Annotated in this window: 21 protein-coding genes; 6 read left to right on the top strand and 15 right to left on the bottom strand. The window is 59.3% G+C overall.

Annotation, left to right across the window (positions count from 1 at the left end; translation table 11 throughout):
• Positions 1-103 precede the first annotated feature (103 nt).
• Together orc4 and ACYQZ5_RS14805 are read right to left on the bottom strand one after the other, a co-directional pair.
• Positions 104-1,336, bottom strand: coding sequence for a DNA replication protein Orc4 (gene orc4 / locus ACYQZ5_RS14810; protein ID WP_136718528.1), 1,233 nt, complete (start codon positions 1,334-1,336; stop codon positions 104-106).
• A 630-nt stretch (positions 1,337-1,966) separates the two neighbouring features.
• Positions 1,967-2,290 (bottom strand): DUF6788 family protein, encoded by a 324-nt coding sequence (locus ACYQZ5_RS14805; RefSeq protein WP_008364341.1) that lies wholly within the window; start codon positions 2,288-2,290, stop codon positions 1,967-1,969.
• A 138-nt stretch (positions 2,291-2,428) separates the two neighbouring features.
• Here ACYQZ5_RS14805 and ACYQZ5_RS14800 point away from each other — a divergent pair, with 138 nt between their 5' ends.
• Positions 2,429-3,355: a helix-turn-helix transcriptional regulator gene (locus tag ACYQZ5_RS14800; RefSeq protein WP_379730290.1), complete on the top strand. Its 927-nt coding sequence runs from the start codon at positions 2,429-2,431 to the stop codon at positions 3,353-3,355.
• Positions 3,352-4,155, top strand: a complete 804-nt coding sequence (locus ACYQZ5_RS14795; protein WP_379730289.1) for a DUF6036 family nucleotidyltransferase — start codon at positions 3,352-3,354, stop codon at positions 4,153-4,155. The genes ACYQZ5_RS14800 and ACYQZ5_RS14795 overlap by 4 nt, the downstream gene beginning before the upstream one ends.
• 12 nt (positions 4,156-4,167) lie before the next feature.
• Here the strand turns inward: ACYQZ5_RS14795 and ACYQZ5_RS14790 are convergent, their stop codons facing one another.
• Complete coding sequence (locus tag ACYQZ5_RS14790) at positions 4,168-4,983, bottom strand: hypothetical protein (RefSeq protein WP_379730288.1); 816 nt, start codon at positions 4,981-4,983, stop codon at positions 4,168-4,170.
• A gap of 203 nt (positions 4,984-5,186) precedes the next feature.
• On the opposite strand from ACYQZ5_RS14790, the gene ACYQZ5_RS14785 reads away from it, so the two are divergent.
• Positions 5,187-6,206 (top strand): hypothetical protein, encoded by a 1,020-nt coding sequence (locus ACYQZ5_RS14785; RefSeq protein WP_379819002.1) that lies wholly within the window; start codon positions 5,187-5,189, stop codon positions 6,204-6,206.
• An 82-nt stretch (positions 6,207-6,288) separates the two neighbouring features.
• Here ACYQZ5_RS14785 and ACYQZ5_RS14780 read toward each other — a convergent pair whose 3' ends face one another.
• From ACYQZ5_RS14780 to ACYQZ5_RS14735, 10 genes are all read right to left on the bottom strand, one after another.
• On the bottom strand, positions 6,289-7,221 hold the full coding sequence (locus ACYQZ5_RS14780; protein ID WP_379730286.1) for an ArdC-like ssDNA-binding domain-containing protein: 933 nt from the start codon (positions 7,219-7,221) through the stop codon (positions 6,289-6,291).
• Positions 7,222-7,308: 87 nt separating this feature from the next.
• Complete coding sequence (locus tag ACYQZ5_RS14775) at positions 7,309-7,656, bottom strand: DUF8013 domain-containing protein (protein ID WP_222609100.1); 348 nt, start codon at positions 7,654-7,656, stop codon at positions 7,309-7,311.
• A gap of 71 nt (positions 7,657-7,727) precedes the next feature.
• Positions 7,728-8,729 carry a DUF6610 family protein gene (locus ACYQZ5_RS14770; protein WP_379730285.1) on the bottom strand — a complete coding sequence of 334 codons (1,002 nt, stop codon included), beginning with the start codon at positions 8,727-8,729 and terminating at the stop codon, positions 7,728-7,730.
• Positions 8,730-8,852: 123 nt separating this feature from the next.
• A complete protein-coding gene (locus tag ACYQZ5_RS14765) occupies positions 8,853-9,074 on the bottom strand; it encodes a DUF8129 domain-containing protein (RefSeq protein ID WP_379730349.1) in 222 nt (73 codons plus the stop codon).
• Positions 9,075-9,213: 139 nt separating this feature from the next.
• Positions 9,214-9,525: a hypothetical protein gene (locus tag ACYQZ5_RS14760; RefSeq protein WP_379730284.1), complete on the bottom strand. Its 312-nt coding sequence runs from the start codon at positions 9,523-9,525 to the stop codon at positions 9,214-9,216.
• Positions 9,526-9,622: 97 nt separating this feature from the next.
• Positions 9,623-10,828 (bottom strand): hypothetical protein, encoded by a 1,206-nt coding sequence (locus ACYQZ5_RS14755; RefSeq protein ID WP_379730283.1) that lies wholly within the window; start codon positions 10,826-10,828, stop codon positions 9,623-9,625.
• Positions 10,829-10,954: 126 nt separating this feature from the next.
• The gene (locus ACYQZ5_RS14750; RefSeq protein WP_379730282.1) at positions 10,955-11,497 is read right to left on the bottom strand and encodes a hypothetical protein; all 543 of its coding nucleotides are present in this window, start codon (positions 11,495-11,497) and stop codon (positions 10,955-10,957) included.
• Complete coding sequence (locus tag ACYQZ5_RS14745; protein WP_174955913.1) at positions 11,494-12,039, bottom strand: hypothetical protein; 546 nt, start codon at positions 12,037-12,039, stop codon at positions 11,494-11,496. Before ACYQZ5_RS14745 ends, ACYQZ5_RS14750 begins: the two co-directional genes overlap by 4 nt.
• 116 nt (positions 12,040-12,155) lie before the next feature.
• A complete protein-coding gene (locus tag ACYQZ5_RS14740; protein ID WP_379730281.1) occupies positions 12,156-12,287 on the bottom strand; it encodes a hypothetical protein in 132 nt (43 codons plus the stop codon).
• Positions 12,287-12,955 carry a DUF6166 domain-containing protein gene (locus ACYQZ5_RS14735; RefSeq protein WP_379730280.1) on the bottom strand — a complete coding sequence of 223 codons (669 nt, stop codon included), beginning with the start codon at positions 12,953-12,955 and terminating at the stop codon, positions 12,287-12,289. Before ACYQZ5_RS14735 ends, ACYQZ5_RS14740 begins: the two co-directional genes overlap by 1 nt.
• A gap of 135 nt (positions 12,956-13,090) precedes the next feature.
• Here ACYQZ5_RS14735 and ACYQZ5_RS14730 point away from each other — a divergent pair, with 135 nt between their 5' ends.
• A complete protein-coding gene (locus tag ACYQZ5_RS14730) occupies positions 13,091-14,458 on the top strand; it encodes a restriction endonuclease (protein ID WP_379730279.1) in 1,368 nt (455 codons plus the stop codon).
• 350 nt (positions 14,459-14,808) lie between these two features.
• Positions 14,809-15,150, top strand: a complete 342-nt coding sequence (locus tag ACYQZ5_RS14725) for a hypothetical protein (RefSeq protein ID WP_379730278.1) — start codon at positions 14,809-14,811, stop codon at positions 15,148-15,150.
• 87 nt (positions 15,151-15,237) lie between these two features.
• Here ACYQZ5_RS14725 and ACYQZ5_RS14720 read toward each other — a convergent pair whose 3' ends face one another.
• Positions 15,238-15,810 carry a hypothetical protein gene (locus tag ACYQZ5_RS14720; RefSeq protein ID WP_379730277.1) on the bottom strand — a complete coding sequence of 191 codons (573 nt, stop codon included), beginning with the start codon at positions 15,808-15,810 and terminating at the stop codon, positions 15,238-15,240.
• A 207-nt stretch (positions 15,811-16,017) separates the two neighbouring features.
• On the opposite strand from ACYQZ5_RS14720, the gene ACYQZ5_RS14715 reads away from it, so the two are divergent.
• Positions 16,018-16,881: a hypothetical protein gene (locus ACYQZ5_RS14715; protein WP_379730276.1), complete on the top strand. Its 864-nt coding sequence runs from the start codon at positions 16,018-16,020 to the stop codon at positions 16,879-16,881.
• A gap of 22 nt (positions 16,882-16,903) precedes the next feature.
• Here ACYQZ5_RS14715 and ACYQZ5_RS14710 read toward each other — a convergent pair whose 3' ends face one another.
• Positions 16,904-17,299 carry a DUF7567 family protein gene (locus ACYQZ5_RS14710; protein ID WP_379730275.1) on the bottom strand — a complete coding sequence of 132 codons (396 nt, stop codon included), beginning with the start codon at positions 17,297-17,299 and terminating at the stop codon, positions 16,904-16,906.
• Positions 17,300-17,422 lie beyond the last annotated feature (123 nt).

Below are 17,422 nucleotides of genomic sequence, written 5' to 3'. Positions count from 1 at the left end.
CCCCACGTTTCCGACGTAATTTTCGACCCCCCTCGTTTCCGTCGTTTCCTCACGCCCCACCCCGGATTTCCGTCGTCCGCACCCACTCAGTAGTAGGAGGTCACTACTCGCGAGTCCAGTCCTGCATCCGGCTGTCCTCGAGGATCGTCTCGCGGACGACCTGGGGGTCTTCGATGAGTCGATTCTGGAGGTGGATGCCGCCCGCACTCCCCTTGTTGATCTTCTCGATTTCGACAACCCCGAGGAAGGCCTGCTCTTTCAGGATGTCGCGGAACCGACGGACTGAGAGGATATCCATATCGAGATGGTTGCAGATGCGTTCGTACTGGTCGTACACCCGGCTCGTGAGGAACGCATCGTCGTTACTGTTGACACTCAGTTCCGTGAGCGCCAGCAACGCCGCCTTCGCCTGCGTGGGTGCGCCGTTCACGAGTTCTCTGAACCTGTCCTTTTCGGCGTGTTGCTGTGCCTGGCGGACGTGTTCCTCCGTCACTTGCTCTGCCCCGGCCTCGTAGGCGACCTCCCCGGCGTGGCGAAGAATGTCGATCGCCTTCCGAGCATCGCCGTGTTCCTGCGCGGCGAAGGCCGCTGAGAGCGGAATCACGTCCTCGGAAAGGACGTCGTCCTGGAAGGCGTCCTCGCGGTTGAACATGATCTCCCGAAGCTGGTTGGCGTCGTATGGCTTGAAGAACAGCTCCTTGTGCTGGAAGCTACTTTTCACGCGCTCGTTCACGTTGTCGACGTACTGGATCTTGTTGCTGATCGCGATGACGCCGACGCTACAGTCGATTTTTCCCGCCTCCTCAGCGCGCGAGAGCTTCATCAACACGCTGTCGTCGTTCATCAGATCGATCTCGTCGAGGATGATGATCACAGAATCGAATTGAGCGTCGAGCGTCTTCCAGAGGAGTTTGTAGTATTTCGACGTACTGAGGCCGGTATGTGGGACGGAGATTCCAGTCGAAGATTCATCGTTCAGCTTCGCGGCAAGTGAGGAGATTGCCTGAGTCTCCGTGTTGTCTTCAGCACAGTCGATATACGCTGTTCCAATCTCGACGCCATCCTGAGCGGCATTTTGAGCTCGCTGGCAGACGTGTTTTGAAACGAGAGATTTCCCGGTCCCCGTTTTCCCGTAGATCATCACGTTCTCCGGGGAGTACCCGTGGACAGCACCGTTGAGACGTTTCGCGAGCTTCGAGATTTCCTCGTCGCGACCGACAATCCGGTCAGCCTCCGGAACGTGGCCGATTTTCAGGAGATCCTTGTTCGCGAAGATGCGATGCCCGGATTCAAAGAGTGGATCGTCGACAGAACTGGGTGAAGAGTCGGGCGTCATTGAATATCACACGGTGTGAGCGGGGGGAGTATAAATCTAGTGGAGAACACCACCCCACGTTTCCGACGTTCCTTGTCCGATATCAGCGTGAAAATGCCGTCATTCGGTGGAATTGGATTGCTGACAATATAGCCGCGTTTCCGACGTGAGAGAGGAAACCCGTAGACGGAAGCGTCGCCTCGATGTCGAATCCCGAACTCACACACCCCACGTTTCCGTCGTAATCGCCGAACAGGTGGGGAGGGGACTCGAAGAAGACATCCACGACGAGATACCAAAGACGAGAGCGGCCTATCCTTCCAATACTGGCCGTCTACAGAAGCAGCTGGAAAGGATCGTTTCATCTGAGGGGGCGAAGTACTTCGCCCCCTCTTTGGTCGAAGTACACTCAATGAGCTTTTCTCAGCTATACCACTTTAATCTATGTGTTGTAGAAGTTGGTTCACCTCTAGATTGGTTCTAGGTCAACAGAATTAGTGGCTGTATAGCACTATCGTAGCCTCTCCCTACGCCGTCGTGGAGAAACGACGGAAACGCGGGGGGTGTGGTCCCTTCGAAATCTGCGTCACCCCCTCCACCAACATCCAGTTACGACGGAAACGTGGGGTGGGTGTCCTCTATCATCGAGTTTTACTCGTCCGGGTTGACCGGACCCTTGTACTGAGAACGAATCTTCTCTCCCTCCCGCCACTGCCAGTAGTAGTAGCGATTGTCGTTGATTTCCTTGATCGTGATCGTCGCTTTGGTAGGGACGTCGTCCGGGAGATCGTCCGGTCGTTCTTCGACCTCTTCTTGATCTGCCGACTCCTCGAGACGGGCCTCTCGTTCCTTGTGCTCGGCGAGCGCTTCAGCGTACGTCGCAACGTCTCGGAGCTGCTCCGGGTCCGACTCGTTGAGCGTGTTGACGATCTCCGTCGGAAGGTTCGCCGGTGGGGTCGGGGGTTCGTAGGACATCGGCTCTTCTCGTGTTAACCAACACGCCCCACGAATCCATAGTTTTGTTGGTTAAGTCGATGGAGACAGTTCTCGCGACCGCTGGCTGTAACACTACTCGAAACTTCTTTATATACAAATTTCGTACTATGTTACACCGTGCTCCGGCGCATCGAACTGGAGGTCCTCGCCACGGTCGACCGCGGCGACACGATCTCCGAACTCGCGACGAAGCTCGACCACAGCGAGAGTTACCTCTCTCGTGCCGTCGCCGACCTCGTCGAGAGGGGGCTCGTCTACACGGAACGCGATGGCCGGCGAAAACGAGTCATCCCGTCGGATGCTCGCGCCGTCGAGCTCTATCAGGACCTCGCTCGTCAGCACTCCCACATTGACTTCCCCGAGCTACTGACCGGCAAGGCACTCGAGGTGCTGTACTACCTCGACCAGCCGCGAACTGTCTCCGAAATCGCTGACCAGAGCGATAACTACCGCAACACGGTCAACCGCGTCCTCAAGCGGTTTCGCGACCGTGGGCTCGTCGGGACGGACGACGGCCGCTATGACTTCAACGCCGATTTCGACCGCCTCCACGAGTTCGCCCGTGAACTCGCACACCATCTGCATCGTCAACGCCTCGAAGCCGTCGCCCCGAAGGGCACGATTCTCTGGGAGGACTATGACGAATTCCTCGCCCAGGCCGAGAAGGAGATCGACGCCGAGGAGTTCCACGAAACCGGCCTCGCTCGATTCGCGGCCTTCGACCTCCAGTTCCTGCTCACCGGCCACCGCTACTACGTCTACTCCGAGGAACTTGACGAAATCTCGCCGGCAGAGCTCTGCTGTCACACGCTGCTCATCGACGACGGCAGCCGTCACCGCTCGTACTGTCTCCTCCTGCTCAGTCAGGTCGACGTCGACGAGGCGGCCCTCCGAGAGCAGGCGGCAAAGTATGGCCTTGAAGCCGAAATCGACGCCTTGCTCCGCTACCTCGAGACGCAGGGCGAGGTCGACGATGACCGGCTCCCCGAGTGGGACGAGTTTCAGGAGCTGGCGGCTGACTACGAGGTGACACTACCACAATGAGACCAACATTCGGACGCAAGTACATCGAGAACGAATTCCAGCGCATCGGGGATGGCCTATCTGAACCGCTCACGGTCTACCTGATCGGTGGTGGTGCGATGTCGCTGCGCGACCTCAAGGGGGCGACGAAAGATATCGACCTGGTCGTCCCAGATGGCGACGCATACGGTCAGCTGTGGGCGGTCCTGATGGACCTCGGGTATGCAGAGGTTCAATCGCTGGATCCAGATTACCGGGCGCTTGGGGCGACGAGCTGCGTCGAGAACGACGATGGGTGTCGCCTCGACATCTTCAACCAGCAGGTCGCGAACAAGCTCGTGCTCACCGACGGGATGCAAGAGCGCAGCGAGCCGTTCCTCGACACGGATCGACTGATGGTCCGGCTGGTCAGCAACGAGGATATCTTCCTGTTCAAGGCGATCGCAGGCCGTGACGACGACATCGAGGACATGAATATGCTCGTGCAGGCCGGCCTCGATTACGACGTCGTCCGGGCTGAACTCGAAGCCCAGATCGAACGTCTGGGGGACGATCAGTTCGCCACGTTCGCGAACGAGGCGCTGTTCGAACTCGAGGAGCGGTACGGAGTGACCACACCGATCGAGGCCCGCGTCCAGGAACTCACGAACAGGTACTACCGAGGGCTCGAAGTCCTTCAGGCACTCGACGAGCCGATGACCGTCGACGAACTGGCCGCCAAACTAGAGCTGGATACTGACGAGGTTCACGACCGGATTGCGTATCTCTCAACGTTCGACCGGATTCGTCGGGATGGCGAGACAATCCGTCACGTGGAGTAGCTCACTCACTACCTATAGAGAAGGAAGGCGGCCGTCTGGTCGGGGAACACGGCCTCGTTTGATCTCGTGATCGACGCGACGCAGGTGCTTGCAGCCCCCCTCGGGTGAGCGCTGCTGCCAGTCAGGACAGGAACACGACTCGTCGACGATGTCGACTTCGTACCTGTTGCCGGACGCGGACTGCACCTCATAGCGGCCACCTTTCGAGAGGAGCGAAACGTCCATCGCTTCGGCGACGGCACGCTTCGTGCGGGGCTCGAGATCGCCCTGTGACTCTGCGTTCTCGTCGACGACCAGTCGGTCGCGAACGTCGCCCGTTCGGCCTCCGTCCGGCGCGACGGCTTCCGCAGGGCCGCTGAGCCGCTCGAGGAGCACTTCCTCCACCGGATGGCCTTCCGGCCACAGGTAGTGGACCTCGCGGCGCTCGCGATGGTCGTAAGAGCCGCACGCCGCTGCGCTCCCGGTCCAGACGCGCCAGGCCCCGAGCGCGGCCATCACGTCGACGATGTCGCGGGGAACCGTCTGGTGGTCGTCCGGGAAGAACACCCGGAAGCGGGTACACGCCTCCTGCGGCGGGACGGTCTCCCACCAGTCTTCGCTGGAGCCCCAGCTGTCGTACATCGCGTCGTCGCTCCCATAGCCGACGGTCACGCCGTCGATCGGCGTCCAGTCCGCCGGGAGGTGGTCCGCCTCGCCTTCGAGCACCCGGAGAACGGCGTATCGGAGGTACTCGTGGGCTTGGTTGTCTGTCGTACGAGCGACCTGGTCGTGCTGCTCGGCAACGTGCTCAGCTTCCTCGAGGACCGTCGTGAGATAGGGTTCAGTCATCATTCGACGGAGGTCTGAATGCGCCTCCGCACCTCCGCGGGCGCAGAAAAACTTCCAGTAGCAGGTAGCCCGACTCCTTCGTAAGGAATTGACCGAAGAACTGCTGATTTACAAAAACAAGCTATCAACCGGTGTGTGACACACCATTAATAGGGGTGTTCCACGAAGGATTTTTCTCAATATCGGGATATAATCGTTCTATAGTGAACAGAAGGAGATTCGTTCAATCTACTGTAATCGGACTGGGTGTCGGTGTAGGTAACGTGGAGGCGCTGAGTTCACGTGACGAATCGGGATTCATCGATAAATTCGGTTATGGCGTGGTGGACTTTTTTGATAGTAACTGGGATGTGAACGATCTTGAGGAGGAACTCGAGGCAGTAGTGGACCTCACGTGCTATGCATACGGGGAAATAGAGGAGCTGGCCGATGAGGACCAAGATGTCCCCGAAGATCCAGGATTTCTTGATAGCTTCAAAGAACTCGTTCTAGATGAACTGGACGACAATCCAGAGGCTTATAATTGGATATTGAACTTCACCGATGATATAGCGAGTCTCCTGAGCCATCTGGATGTATTCCCCGATGAGATCGGGGAAGATCTGGAAGGTGTTAGCACGGCTGGAAAGGAGGTCACAAAATTCATCCCCTTGGTTGCAAATGTGAAGCAGATTCTGGACACCGGATGTAGAATATATAATAAAATACACGCCGGAAAATCTCCCTCAGAGAGCACATTTGTAAACTTCTTCAAATATGTTGCCCTCACCATTATTGAGGTAATTCTTCTCGCCACGGGTGCAGCTGTGTCCTACAGGGTTGCATTTGGGGCTACTGGATGGGTAAATCAACGCTTGATAAATGTCGTGGGCAGAAGAATTGGATGGCGTGCATATTCTTGGGTCCTGAGTCAAATCCATTGGGGGGTCAGGATGTCCTTTGCGGAGGGAATAGGACAGACAATTAGTGATGTGACTGAGACAGTCACTCAACGATTAGTTGCTGTATCCACGGATGCTAACGATCCTTTATCTACATCTGAGGCACGGCAGATTGCGAAAAACGATGTGAAGAAGATGGCGGACCACACAGACGAATGGGACTTCAGCTATGAATATTGGGAGCTGAATCAATGGAGGGAGCAGCAGATTAGTGAGGCTTCGCAACAGGCAAATCAGATCACGGAGAGAATTAACAACCTATTGAATAGTCTTCCAATATAGCTGTTATAGAGTCTATCGCATCTCGCTTATTCTGTTTAACCAACAACCCGTAAAACTCCAGCCTTCTGTTGGTTAAACAAATTTAGAACTCGTCGTCAAGGACGTCGATGAGTTCCTCTGCCGTCCGACTGATCCGTCCGAGCCGCTCGCGAACGACCTCAGGATCGTCCGACTCCCACGCAGCGAGGTAGAATGCCGAGCCGCTCGTGTCGAGCCCCCAGTAGCGCCCGACGACGTACGCGACGGCTTCGGCCTCGACTTCGCGTTTCGCCCGCTCGGTGTCGTCGTCGACATCGAAGTGGAGCAGGGCGTGTGCGTACTCGTGAATCAGCGTCCGCGCAAGGTCGGCCTCGTTCTCCCGATCACGCACCTCGACGAGCGGCTGAACGTCGACGAGACTCAGCTGTTCGCAGATGCCCTTCGCCTCGCCGTGGGTCCACTCCTCGGCTGGAACGATCCGCACCGTCACGCCGAGGTCGTCAGCGGCGCCAGTCAACTGTTCGACGAGGTCGCCGGCGTCCCCAGTCGCTTCCGTGGCCAGGTCGGGAAGCGGTTCGCCCTCGGTCTGGGAGACGTCGAACACCGGCGCGGGCTTGAACCCGACCAGCCCCTCGGACCACTCTTCGGGCGGCGTCTCGTCGTACTCACAATCGCTGTCCTCGTGGTAGCTCGGCGAGTTCTCGCACTCCGGGCACTGTTTCGCGATGATTGGCGCCCAGATCCAGATGGCCGACTCACCCTCTTTGACGTGACGGTCGAACTCCTCCTGCCACGTCCGGTAGCCAGCCACGCGGGTTGCCTCGGGACACTGCCGCTTGATGAGGAGCGTGTTCCGGTAGGAGTAGTCGTGGAATCGACTCTGGACGTCAAGCCACTCCTGGAACTCCGCGCTGGCCTGCGCGTCGTCGACGCCGGCGACGAGGTCGTCGATCCACTGTTCGATCGTACTGTTCATCTCGTCGGATCGCGTGTCGGTCTGGTCGAAGGAGACCGACGAATCACTGGTCGTAGCCATTGTGTTCACCGAATCAAGTTCACGGCAACTGCGTCTGCTCAGACCGCGCCGCAGCCCTCAGGGGCGTTCAAAAAACCGCTCTGTCGGTCAGCGGAGCTCGTGGCGTTCGTTCGCAAAGCCAACCGAGACGAGGTACTCGAGGAACTCGTCGAACCGCTCGACGTCACTGGGGGTGTCGGTCGCAAGGTGACGTGCCCACTCGATGGCCCATTGGAAGGCGGGATCTGTGCCGCCCTTGCCGTGAATGTACCACCACCGGGCCGCTTTCAACACGACCAGCGGATTCGTCGGCGGCTGCTCACCGGCGAGCCCACGGGTGATGGATTCGATTTCGTCGGGCACGTCGGCGGAATCGACCTCCGCTGATTGCGTGTTGTCGATATCGACCGGGATCTCGTCGATCGAGACGTTGTCGGGACTCTGTTGTTGACTCACTGGAAGTCACCTCTGAGAGCTTTCGAAGGAGCCCTCGCCCTCTCGGGGGGCACGAAAAACAGGTCGCGAAGTCACGTCGGCGGGAGGTAGACGCTCTGCTCGCCGACGATCTCCTCCAGGTTGTTCCGGTGACGGTGGTTGAAGTAGCACTCGTAGCTGCAGTATCCACAGATTGCGCCGGTATCGTACTCGGCGACGTACGGGCCGCGGCGAGTTCGCCAGACGTTCGTCCCGCACTCGGTACAGGCGGCGTCCTCCAGATCGGCAGGACTCGGTCCCTCGTACTCAACGTTGAGCCCCTCGTTTTGCGGTGTCGTTTCGGGCCAGATTCCGTGGGTCCTCCAAAACTCACGGACGCGAGCGAGGCTGTGGCGCACCGTCTTTCGGACAGTGACGTGGTCGGCGTCGCGACCGCTGTCGTCCCAGCCGTCGGCCGTCCAGAACTCACCGAACTGCGCGCCGCGATGCAGCCCGTTCCAGTCGACGCCGACTATGTCGGCTGGTGGCTCGTCCGTGAGTGTCGGTCTGGTCAGCTGTCGAATGGCATCGAGCTGTTTGGGCGGACTCCCGCCGAGGATGTGGACGCGCCGCCCTCTCCAATCGGCAGGGTCGGAGAACTCGTGGGCCAGGCGGTCGGCGTATCCCCGTGAATACCCGAGGACGAGGGTCTCGGGAATCGCGTCGATTACTGCTTGGGACTTCGGAACGACGATGAGCTCGGCCTCTGGATAGCTCGCTTGGATCTCACGAGCAGCAGCGACGTGGGCGTCGACGTCGTCGATTTCGTCGACGTCCCCGATGACCCCGACATGAGGTTCGTACTCGAAGAAACGGTCGACGAACCGCTCCAGATCGGGATTCCGGAAATCGTTGTCGAGCATCCCAACGGGGAGGCTAAGGTTCTGATACTGCGCCTCCTGATACCCACAATCCTCGCGAAAGCCGGGAAGGAAGCCGAGGTCGACAGCGTCGACGACAAACGGGGCTCGATGCAGAAACGCCACGTAGTCTGCCTGTCTGGCGGCGGCGATTTCGCGGGCGGTGCTGGCGCTGGAGCTCAGCTTGAGGGACATGATTAGGCTCGCGAGGCCGCTGCTGGCTGCCCCGCACCCTTTCAGGGGCCCGAAAAACCGAGACTCAGTCAGTTAACCAACAATCAGGAAACCCACGCGGAATGTGTTGGTTAAGAATAGACCTTACTCTTCGTTCTCACGCAGCTCTTCAGCCTTCCACTTGAGCCGGCGCAGAATTTGCGTTCGATTCTGGTGGGCGTTCTCGTAGGCAACGCACTCCTGGAGGGTTTCCATATCCGGAATCGTCTCGATCCCTGCCTTGATCAGGCGCGTGTTCGGTGCCTCAAGCCGCTTTTCAGGCGGAAATTCGTCTGACGCCTCTGAGTCGTCTGTAGAAGTACCCATAACGGATGCCTCCACCTATCGAGGGCACGAGCAACAGCAGAGAATTGAAGCAGTAGATCTTGGGAAGGTGCACCCACTGCGAATGAGACCATCAATATAGAGGCCTTCACGACAGGATTCGAGCTGTCTCGAAGCCCAATCAGGCTTCCGAGGATTCGAGCAAAACGAGGTTCTGAACAGGGTATGGGTTATTCTCGCCGGCGAACTCGTCCTCAGGGACGTAATGCCAGAGGTGGCCGTCTACCAGGTAGAGAAACGACTCGCCGCCTTCTGCTTCAACTCTCACCCGCTTCCCGACATTGTCGTCTTCTTCCCAGCCGATCACGGTCAACGGCTCGACGGGCCATTCAAAGAATTTGACCGAGTCACCACGCTCCAACTCTTCAAAAGTCTCTATATCCCCCTGCTGTGGCTCTCGCGCGTCGAGAGTCGGATTATGCTCAATAGACATGGTCTCTGGGTACGCCCCTACTCACTTAATACTGTCAGCAGTGGATTCCAGCCGCTAGAACGGGAGCACGCCTGGCGTATTTTCTCTCCGACTGCTCTTAGCCCATCGCCTCTTGGAACCGCTCACGCAGCGCGTCCTCGCGCTCTTCGAACTGCTCGACTTTCTCCTGCAGGTCGTCGCTGACGCGCTCGATGCTCGCCAGCGCTCGTTCGCCGGCCAGCGAGGCCTGCGATCCGTCGTCGCCGTCCGCCTCTAACTCCTGCTCGTACGCCTGCTCAACACGCTCGATCGTGCCTTCCGGGTTGAACAGGATGTCGTTGGCGATCCGGACGTACTGATCGAGGGATGCCCCTTCTTTCCCCTGGAAGAAGTGTGTGAGCGCGTACGTCGCGCCGGAATGCAGCGTCCACATGTCGATCTTGAAGGGGGACGTCGCATTGGCTTCTGCATCGCCGGCGGCGCGCTCGGCCAGGTAGTCCGGGAAGCCCAGCAGGGTGTAGAACTCCGTGACGGTGAACGGGAGCTCCGAGAAGTCGAGGTCGATGTCCTGAGCGTCACGGATGAACTCGAAGAGGTCGTCGGCGACGAGTTCGACCTGTGCGAGGAGTTCCTCCCACCAGGTGCGGAAGTTCCGCACGTCGCCGACGTGTTTGATGACCTCCTTGTCGGTGAGCGAGCGCATCGTGTTCGAGCAGTAGCCATCCTGAGCGAACCCCTCCACGTAGACGGCGTGCTCGCCGAAGAAGTCGTAGCCCGACGTGACGCCCATCGTGATCGGGTCCGACCGGCCAGGAAGACGCACCTCGAGGCCGTCGAACATGATGTCCATGTGGACCTCGCCGCCGCCTCGGTAGCGCCGAATCTCGCCGAACATCACCTCACCCAGCGGCGCCCCGTCAATGGTTTCCTCGCGGAGGACTTCTTCCAGCGGCCCGTAGACGTCGACCGGGTTGATGATCGAGTAGCTGTCCGTGGGAACGTGGAACAACGGGTCCGTCTCCGCGTCATCATCTCGGGCCTGCTCACGGGCTCGACTCGGCTCCACGAGCGCGTTGAACCGCTCCGTCTCGACCCATTCGTCGGTGAAGGGGTTCTGGTACGCCACGGTGGTCTCGACGGCCTGCGGAAGATCACGGACCGCCTCGGCGAAGCTCACGGAGTCTTCCCCTCCGTGACGCTCTCGGTACCACTCGGGTAGTTCCGTGTCGGTACGCCCGTCGACGCCAGCGAAGATGGTTCTGGACTCTGGGTCTTTCATCTCTGTCACCTCGAAGCAGGAACGCTCGTCGATCCGCGACTGCATCGTCTCGCGCCCTGCGCCCCTCTCCCGGGCGCAAAAACAACACCACGTTAACCAACGCCCGTCTCTGAATGGCGGGGAGTGTTGGTTAATCCAGATCCAGTCCACGGCTCGGATCAGATGTCGGAACTACTCAGATTCGTCTCTCCGTACCCGGACCTGCTCAGGATTTGGAACCCAGGGGTGTGCTTCCCAGCAATGCCGAGCGTGACTATGCGGTGAGTCGAACTCTCTACTACAGGATCCACACTCGTAGGTGGCATCGGTCCAAGGCTCGCTGACGAACATCGCTGTCACCGTCGTCGCCACCGGCTCGGGGGCCTCGCCCCGCGTAACGTACCTGTAGCCGAGAACCGTCCGTTGCCCCATCGCTGTTCGGGCGATCTCGGTTGGCTTGTCCTCGGGGAGATACACCCAGCGAACGAAGTCGTCGACCGAATTCTTGGCTGAGGGCTGGAGGATGAACCATCGCTCGTGGTCATCTCGGAACAGGTAGCGTTCGGTCCCCCTGTTTTGGAGGTATATTGGGTCACCCCTGCCGGGGACGAGCCGTAGTCCGAGCGACGGCGATACCGGTTTCAAAAGCTGGTCGACGACCGATGGGCCGTCATCTGTCTGGCTGTCCGAATCAGCCTCCGCTCCGAATTCATCGAGACTGGCATTCGTGGTCACGGGGACCACCTCCCGAGTGAGGCCTGTTCCCGGTCGGACTCAGCTGGAACTTCGCAGAGAAACCGCCACTTTGGCTGCTCTCGGATCTGCTTATCGGGGCGATTTCCCGCTTGGCCGGGGTCCGTTTTACCGGCACAGTGCCAGCCCTTGTCTCTGAGCGCTTTGATCATCGAGCCGTCGAAGTCGGCTCGCACGAACGTCAGCAGGAGCCGAACGCCTCGTCGCCGACCGTGCCGACGCACGAATCGTTCCATCGACCGGGCGAGGGCGGCAGAGGCGAGATTGGGGAAATCGACGCCGATGCAAATCCGTGCTGCCTCGACGATTTCGTCACCCTCGAATCGCGTCCCGTCGTACTCCAGCGAGCGAATCAGCGGATAGCGCCACGTAATCGCACCTAGTAGCTGGTCCTGGTAACAGAGTCCGTGATGGACGAGATTTGTCCGGGGGACATCGTCCATATAGGAGTGATGTGCTTCGTAGATCGCGCCGGCGACATGGCGCGGGATCGATTCGATATGGACGCGCTCTGCGAACCGCAAACCGAGCGGCGCCGTGACCGGCTGCCCCTCCCGATGGATGGGACACGAGCACCCCTCGGGGGTAGGCGTATACTGGAAGCCGGTACTCCGTATTTGGTCTAGAGAGTGAGTTTCGGTCACGAGTCGGTGTCGTCGGTGCGCTCCTGTCGGTCGTTGTATCGCTCCAGTTCACGCCCGAATTTCTCGAGCGCCTCGACACCACGTTCGAGGAGCTGATGGGTGGCTCGCGCCAGTCGAAGCGTCTCCATCAGTGCTCCCCCTCCGGGGGTTCGATGAGGTCGTTGCTCTCTTCGGCGAGTTCTTGGATTACCCGTTCCACGTCGGCCTCCTCAACAACCGTCCGATGCGCGAGCGGAGCAGGATATGCACGGTCGCCCTGGCTGCAGAGCACGACCAGCCACTCGTCGCTTCCATCCCCGAGTACGATGTAGTGGTCGCGATCAGCGCGCTGGAACACTCTTCGATCAGGGCGAGAGACGGCTCGCCAGTTCTCGGGGAGCGTCGGTGACGGCCGTCCGCCGTCGGCGAGGGCGACGACGTCGTCGGTAAGGGTCGCCATCGCGGCGTCGATCTCTTCGCCGGGGAGGTGCCAGCACGCCGCGGCACCGTCGCACTCCAGCTGTGAGACCACCTGATTCCGGAACGCGATGTAGTGCTCACGGGCGAACTGCTCATCGTCGTAGTAGTCGAGGAGGAGCGCGCACGCGAGCTGGGCGGGCCCGCTACCACTATACCCCCACTCGAACCCGCTTGGACTGTGGTTGACGAGGTCCAGACTGCGCTCGAGGGAGAGTCGCCGATGCTCCGAGAGGTTCAGGACGACGGCTTGGCCGTCGACGCGGAAGCCGACGTATTCGACTGCGTCTCGGTGAGCCTGACCTGGCGATGCGACTGGAACCGATTCCGAACTGGCCATAGGTACATTCCCGTTCATCGTTGCTCGCGGGCGGTTCGGTGACCCCCGCACCCCTCTCAGGGGTTCAACAAACAGGACGGCGTAGCGTTCGGCAACGTATTTGGCAGTTGCAACGTACTGTCCACATAATTGAGGATGGCTGTACTGGACGATCTCTCGGGGTTCGAGTTCGAGGACGTGATGGAGGACGTGTTCCGGAACCTCGGCTACGAGAACGTCCGCCAGGCCGACCGCACGGCTGACGAGGGTCGCGACGTCATCATGGAGGAGGTCGTCGACGGCACCCGGCGTGCGATCATCGTCGAGTGCAAGCACACGGGGACAGTCGGGCGGCCGGTCGTCCAGAAGCTTCACTCGGCGATCGCGACGTTCGACTTCGACGGCCCGAAACGCGGAATGGCCGTCACGACCGGCCGGTTCACGAATCCTGCTCAGGAGTACGCCCAGCGCCTCCAGCAAAACGACGACCCACATCCAATCGAGCTGCTCGACGGCGAGGATCTCCGGGAGATCGCCGACGAGATCGGCCTCGACCTCTACAACGGTCGCATCGAAATTCTCTGCGACGAGACGCTCCGCCCGTACGACCCGGCCGCCGACGTCGACACACCCGTCGAAGAGGCGTTCCGCGACGTCGAGAACATCGAGGCCGCCGACCTCCCAGACCCGCACTCATCGGTGACGTTCCGGCCGGTGGTCGCGGTCACCGCGGACACGAACGCCGTCTTCGAGACGTCGGTGGGCGTCATCCATCGGATCAACGACCGATCGCGATTCGTCGCCCACGCCGAACGCGGGCAGCCACAGGTCGCGGACGAGGACGTTGCAACGCTGGTCACCGAGAACCTTCACGCGACGGTCGACCTCGATACCGAGCAGTTCGCGGAGGTGTTCGACGACGTCGAGGAGCGGCGGTTCGGCCAGACTCAGACGGAGTACAAGGAGTGGGCCGTCGAGCGACTCCAGCAGCACCACACGACGAAGGTGACCTACACCGGCGACAACAACGTCACGTACAACAAGACCTGCGAGCCGAACCGCTCGGACATCTCCGTCCAGTCGATTGAGCCGGTGTACCTCCCCGAGGTTCGACAGACAACCGAGCTCCAGGAGTACACCTACCCCTACGAGTACTACGCGGCAGGCCCGTCACGAGTAACCGCAGAGGACGGCATCCATCAGTGCGTCCACTGTGACACGAGCGGCGTCGACGAGACGTACACCTACTGTCCGAACTGCGGGGCAATCGCCTGCTCCAGCCACATCAAAACGGAGCGGCTGGAAGGCGAACCGATCTGTACGGGCTGTGCGGTGACGGAACGGTTCGCATTGAAGACGAAGTACTTCTACGAGGAGGAGAATCTCGAGGCCTTCCGCGAGGAGTACGCCGCGATGCCGATCCACGAGAAGGTGATGGAGAATAAGCTCCTCACTGCTGGTGGGGGAGTAGTTACGGCTGTTCTATTACTGCTTGGCATCCTCGCACTTGGAGGTGTAATCTGAGTATCGAGGTGTCGAATTGGTTATCGCTCGGCCCAGGTCCGACGGTATTCAATAAAGTCTCGAGGATGTTGATGATCTCTCGCCCACTCTTTTGCTTCGCCAGGTGAATCACACCGCTCAGCGGTTTCGCAGAGGGTACATTTCGCTGTTACCCGAATCACCATCACAGGATTCTCCGTTTCCGGCGGCTCATCCACGTAATCCATACTGGACCAATCGGACTTATCGATTAAAACGGGTATCGTTCTCTGATGTCCTGGCAATGGTCTGCTTTGAGCGCAAACACCTCGTTCTGATACGACCCTTTGTTCCCCCTGTCAATTTTATCGAGCAACGACTATTCTACAGGTATGCCTTCCAATCAGGTCGGAGATGAGTGGACCGTCGAGTGGATGACGCCCAAGCCGAACAGCGATGAATTCCTCGATAACTTGGTGCTGAACCCGGAACAAGCAGCTGAATACGGGGACGACCTCGTAATGGCTCTGCGTGTGGACGACGAAATACTTCGAGAGCGGGGATTAGACCCTAAAGAACCGTTTGGCTGGAAAGTCGAAAACGGTGAGCTCCTGATGAAACAAATTTCTCGTCAAGCGTTTGAATGGGTCGCGGAAAGCGACCGAGAGGATTCACTCTATGCACAGCAGGTATTGGATTCTCGAGCCCGACGGCGGATTCGCAACTCTCAGTAGCAATCTGCAAATCATTCGTTCCGAAGAATCCTATACTGGGTGCTCCTTCTCTTCAGCACTCGAACCTTGGGAGTGTCCAATTAACGATTAGCTTGGTTGAGCTAGTAGTTCGTCGACGGCGGCCGAGAGCGGTCCTTCAAACTGCCAGCTAGCCCGATCGAAGGCTTCCTCGGTCGGACCATCCCAGCGCGGGAAGGCGGAGTGACCGCTCACCTTGACGGTCCACTCGGATGGCTCCTCGAATGGGTTCCGGGTCGGGAGTTCGACGACGTAGAGGTACTCCTCGTCGCCGTGGATGCCGTCAGCCGGGTTCTCGACACCGTGTCCCAGCAGGAACATCGGCTGGTCGAGGTGCTCCATATTGTCCGGATCGAGGATATCCGAGGGTTGGTCAGCGTGGATGCTCCGATCACGCCCTTCGTCCACGTAGAGGGTCATCGTCGAGAGCGTGTCGAGGAACAGGAACTGGGCAGCGGCGTACGCAGGCCCGCGCTCTGTTCCTGTCTCGTCGAGCAACTCTTTCAGCTGGACAAGGTCACGGAGGACGCTATCGGGATACCCGTCCGAGTGGCGGTAGATTTGTGCGATGCGGTCGGTATCGGACTGTTCGCCTGCGGTCTCGCTCCGTTGGATGAATCGGAGTTGACTTCGTGTCGACATCGATCACCGCCGGCGCGTGTGCGCCGGCACCCATCGCCGGCGCAGAAACAACCTCTCCTGAATCGAGTGGAGTCGCTGGAATCTCGCCGAATGGCTGTCACTGGACAACTTAAACCTGGTTAAAAATGAATTCCAAAATTCGCAAGATTGCAGTCGGGCGGGGTCCTTGCTCGGAAACTGATGCTGTTCCAGCCCAAAGGTATGCGTATGTCATCGGAGTCTGAGAGGGGCTCACCACTCCCCGATCCAGATGAGATTGCCAGGCGGGCCGAACGGCAGCGTAGTCTCTACGAGGAGGCCGCCGAGAATCCAGACCGGGTGGTACCAGCGATGTTCATCGAGGACTGCGCCCGGTGTGAAACACTCGCCGACAAGCGGCGTCGTGAGGGCTTCTATAAACACTTCTATCGGACACTCCCTGACCGAGAGACGGCGAAGCTGTCCAGCGACGATCTCCCCGAGGAGATTCAGTCTGCTGCGCCCGTCCATCGTGCAATCGATGATACGACTCTCGAGGACGAGAGCGCCGACGTAGCCTCCGTCTCGGAGCTGTGGGAGCAGATCGGTACTGGTGAGCACCCGGGCAAGCTGTGTCAAGCTCCGCTGGTCCACTATATCGACCGTGAGGACTGCTATATCCACGCAGAACCAACGCGGGTCGGCTTCAGCTATGGTCTCCCCGTGTTCGTGTACAAACGCCGGCAATCGGACAACCACTACGGAGTCTTCTTCTCGAGTGAGAAGGCGTATCTGTGGCTCTGTGGGTGGATTCTTCACGCAAACGGATTCTTCGACCCGAAAGAGTTCATCCCATCACTCTACTTCTTGAAGGCCTCGGACCCATCCACAGTTGCTCCTGAGCTGGTGTCCAAAACAGAAGATCTCGTGTTTCGTAACGGGTTCCCCGGCGTAGATGCGCCCGAAATCACAGACCTGCCGGACGGGGTCAATCTGTACCAATTCCCGTACAGCAAGGACACGTATGCGGATCAGTTTGCTCGATGGCGCCGTCTCTACTTCGACGAGCGAACCCCTCGTGGATGCGGGTCCTGCGACGTGTGTCGGGCGTAAATTCACCCCCCTAACGCGTGCTCTACGCCAGATGCGACACCTCTGATGGTTCTTCGATGTCGTCGAACTCGCCGCGCTCGACAGGTTCCCAGTCCTCACCTGGCTCTGGACTCCACCAGTCGACCTTGTAGGCGCCCGGTGCGCCGAGGATCTTCATGCGCGCCGATCCATCAGGCAGGTCGCGGCGCAGTTTCTCGTCGACGTGGAGGTTCCAGGTCGTGGTTGTATCGAAGCAGGCGAGCACGGCCTCCTCGTAGCCGCGCGTCTCTCGGGATTCTTGAAGTTCGACCTGGGTGTTGCAGTTCTTGCAGAACACCCCCTCGAACGGGATGTGAGTGAAACCCTCCTGCCCGCAGACGGGACACCAGAGGAACTCGAACAGTGCCTCGCTGTGTCTGTTGCGTACTTTCAGGCTCATTGTTGATCGCCCCGACCGAATCGGGTCCCTCTTCCCCCTCGAAAGAAACAATCTTCGAAGAACCTCTTCTCCCAGCCAGACCCTGGCGTCTTAGACTATCTTCGAGCGGCCATCAATGCTAAA

The organism is Halolamina salina, from assembly GCF_054653455.1.
The sequence above is the reverse complement of the archived record's forward strand: the minus strand, read 5'-3'. Positions and strand labels throughout refer to the sequence as shown.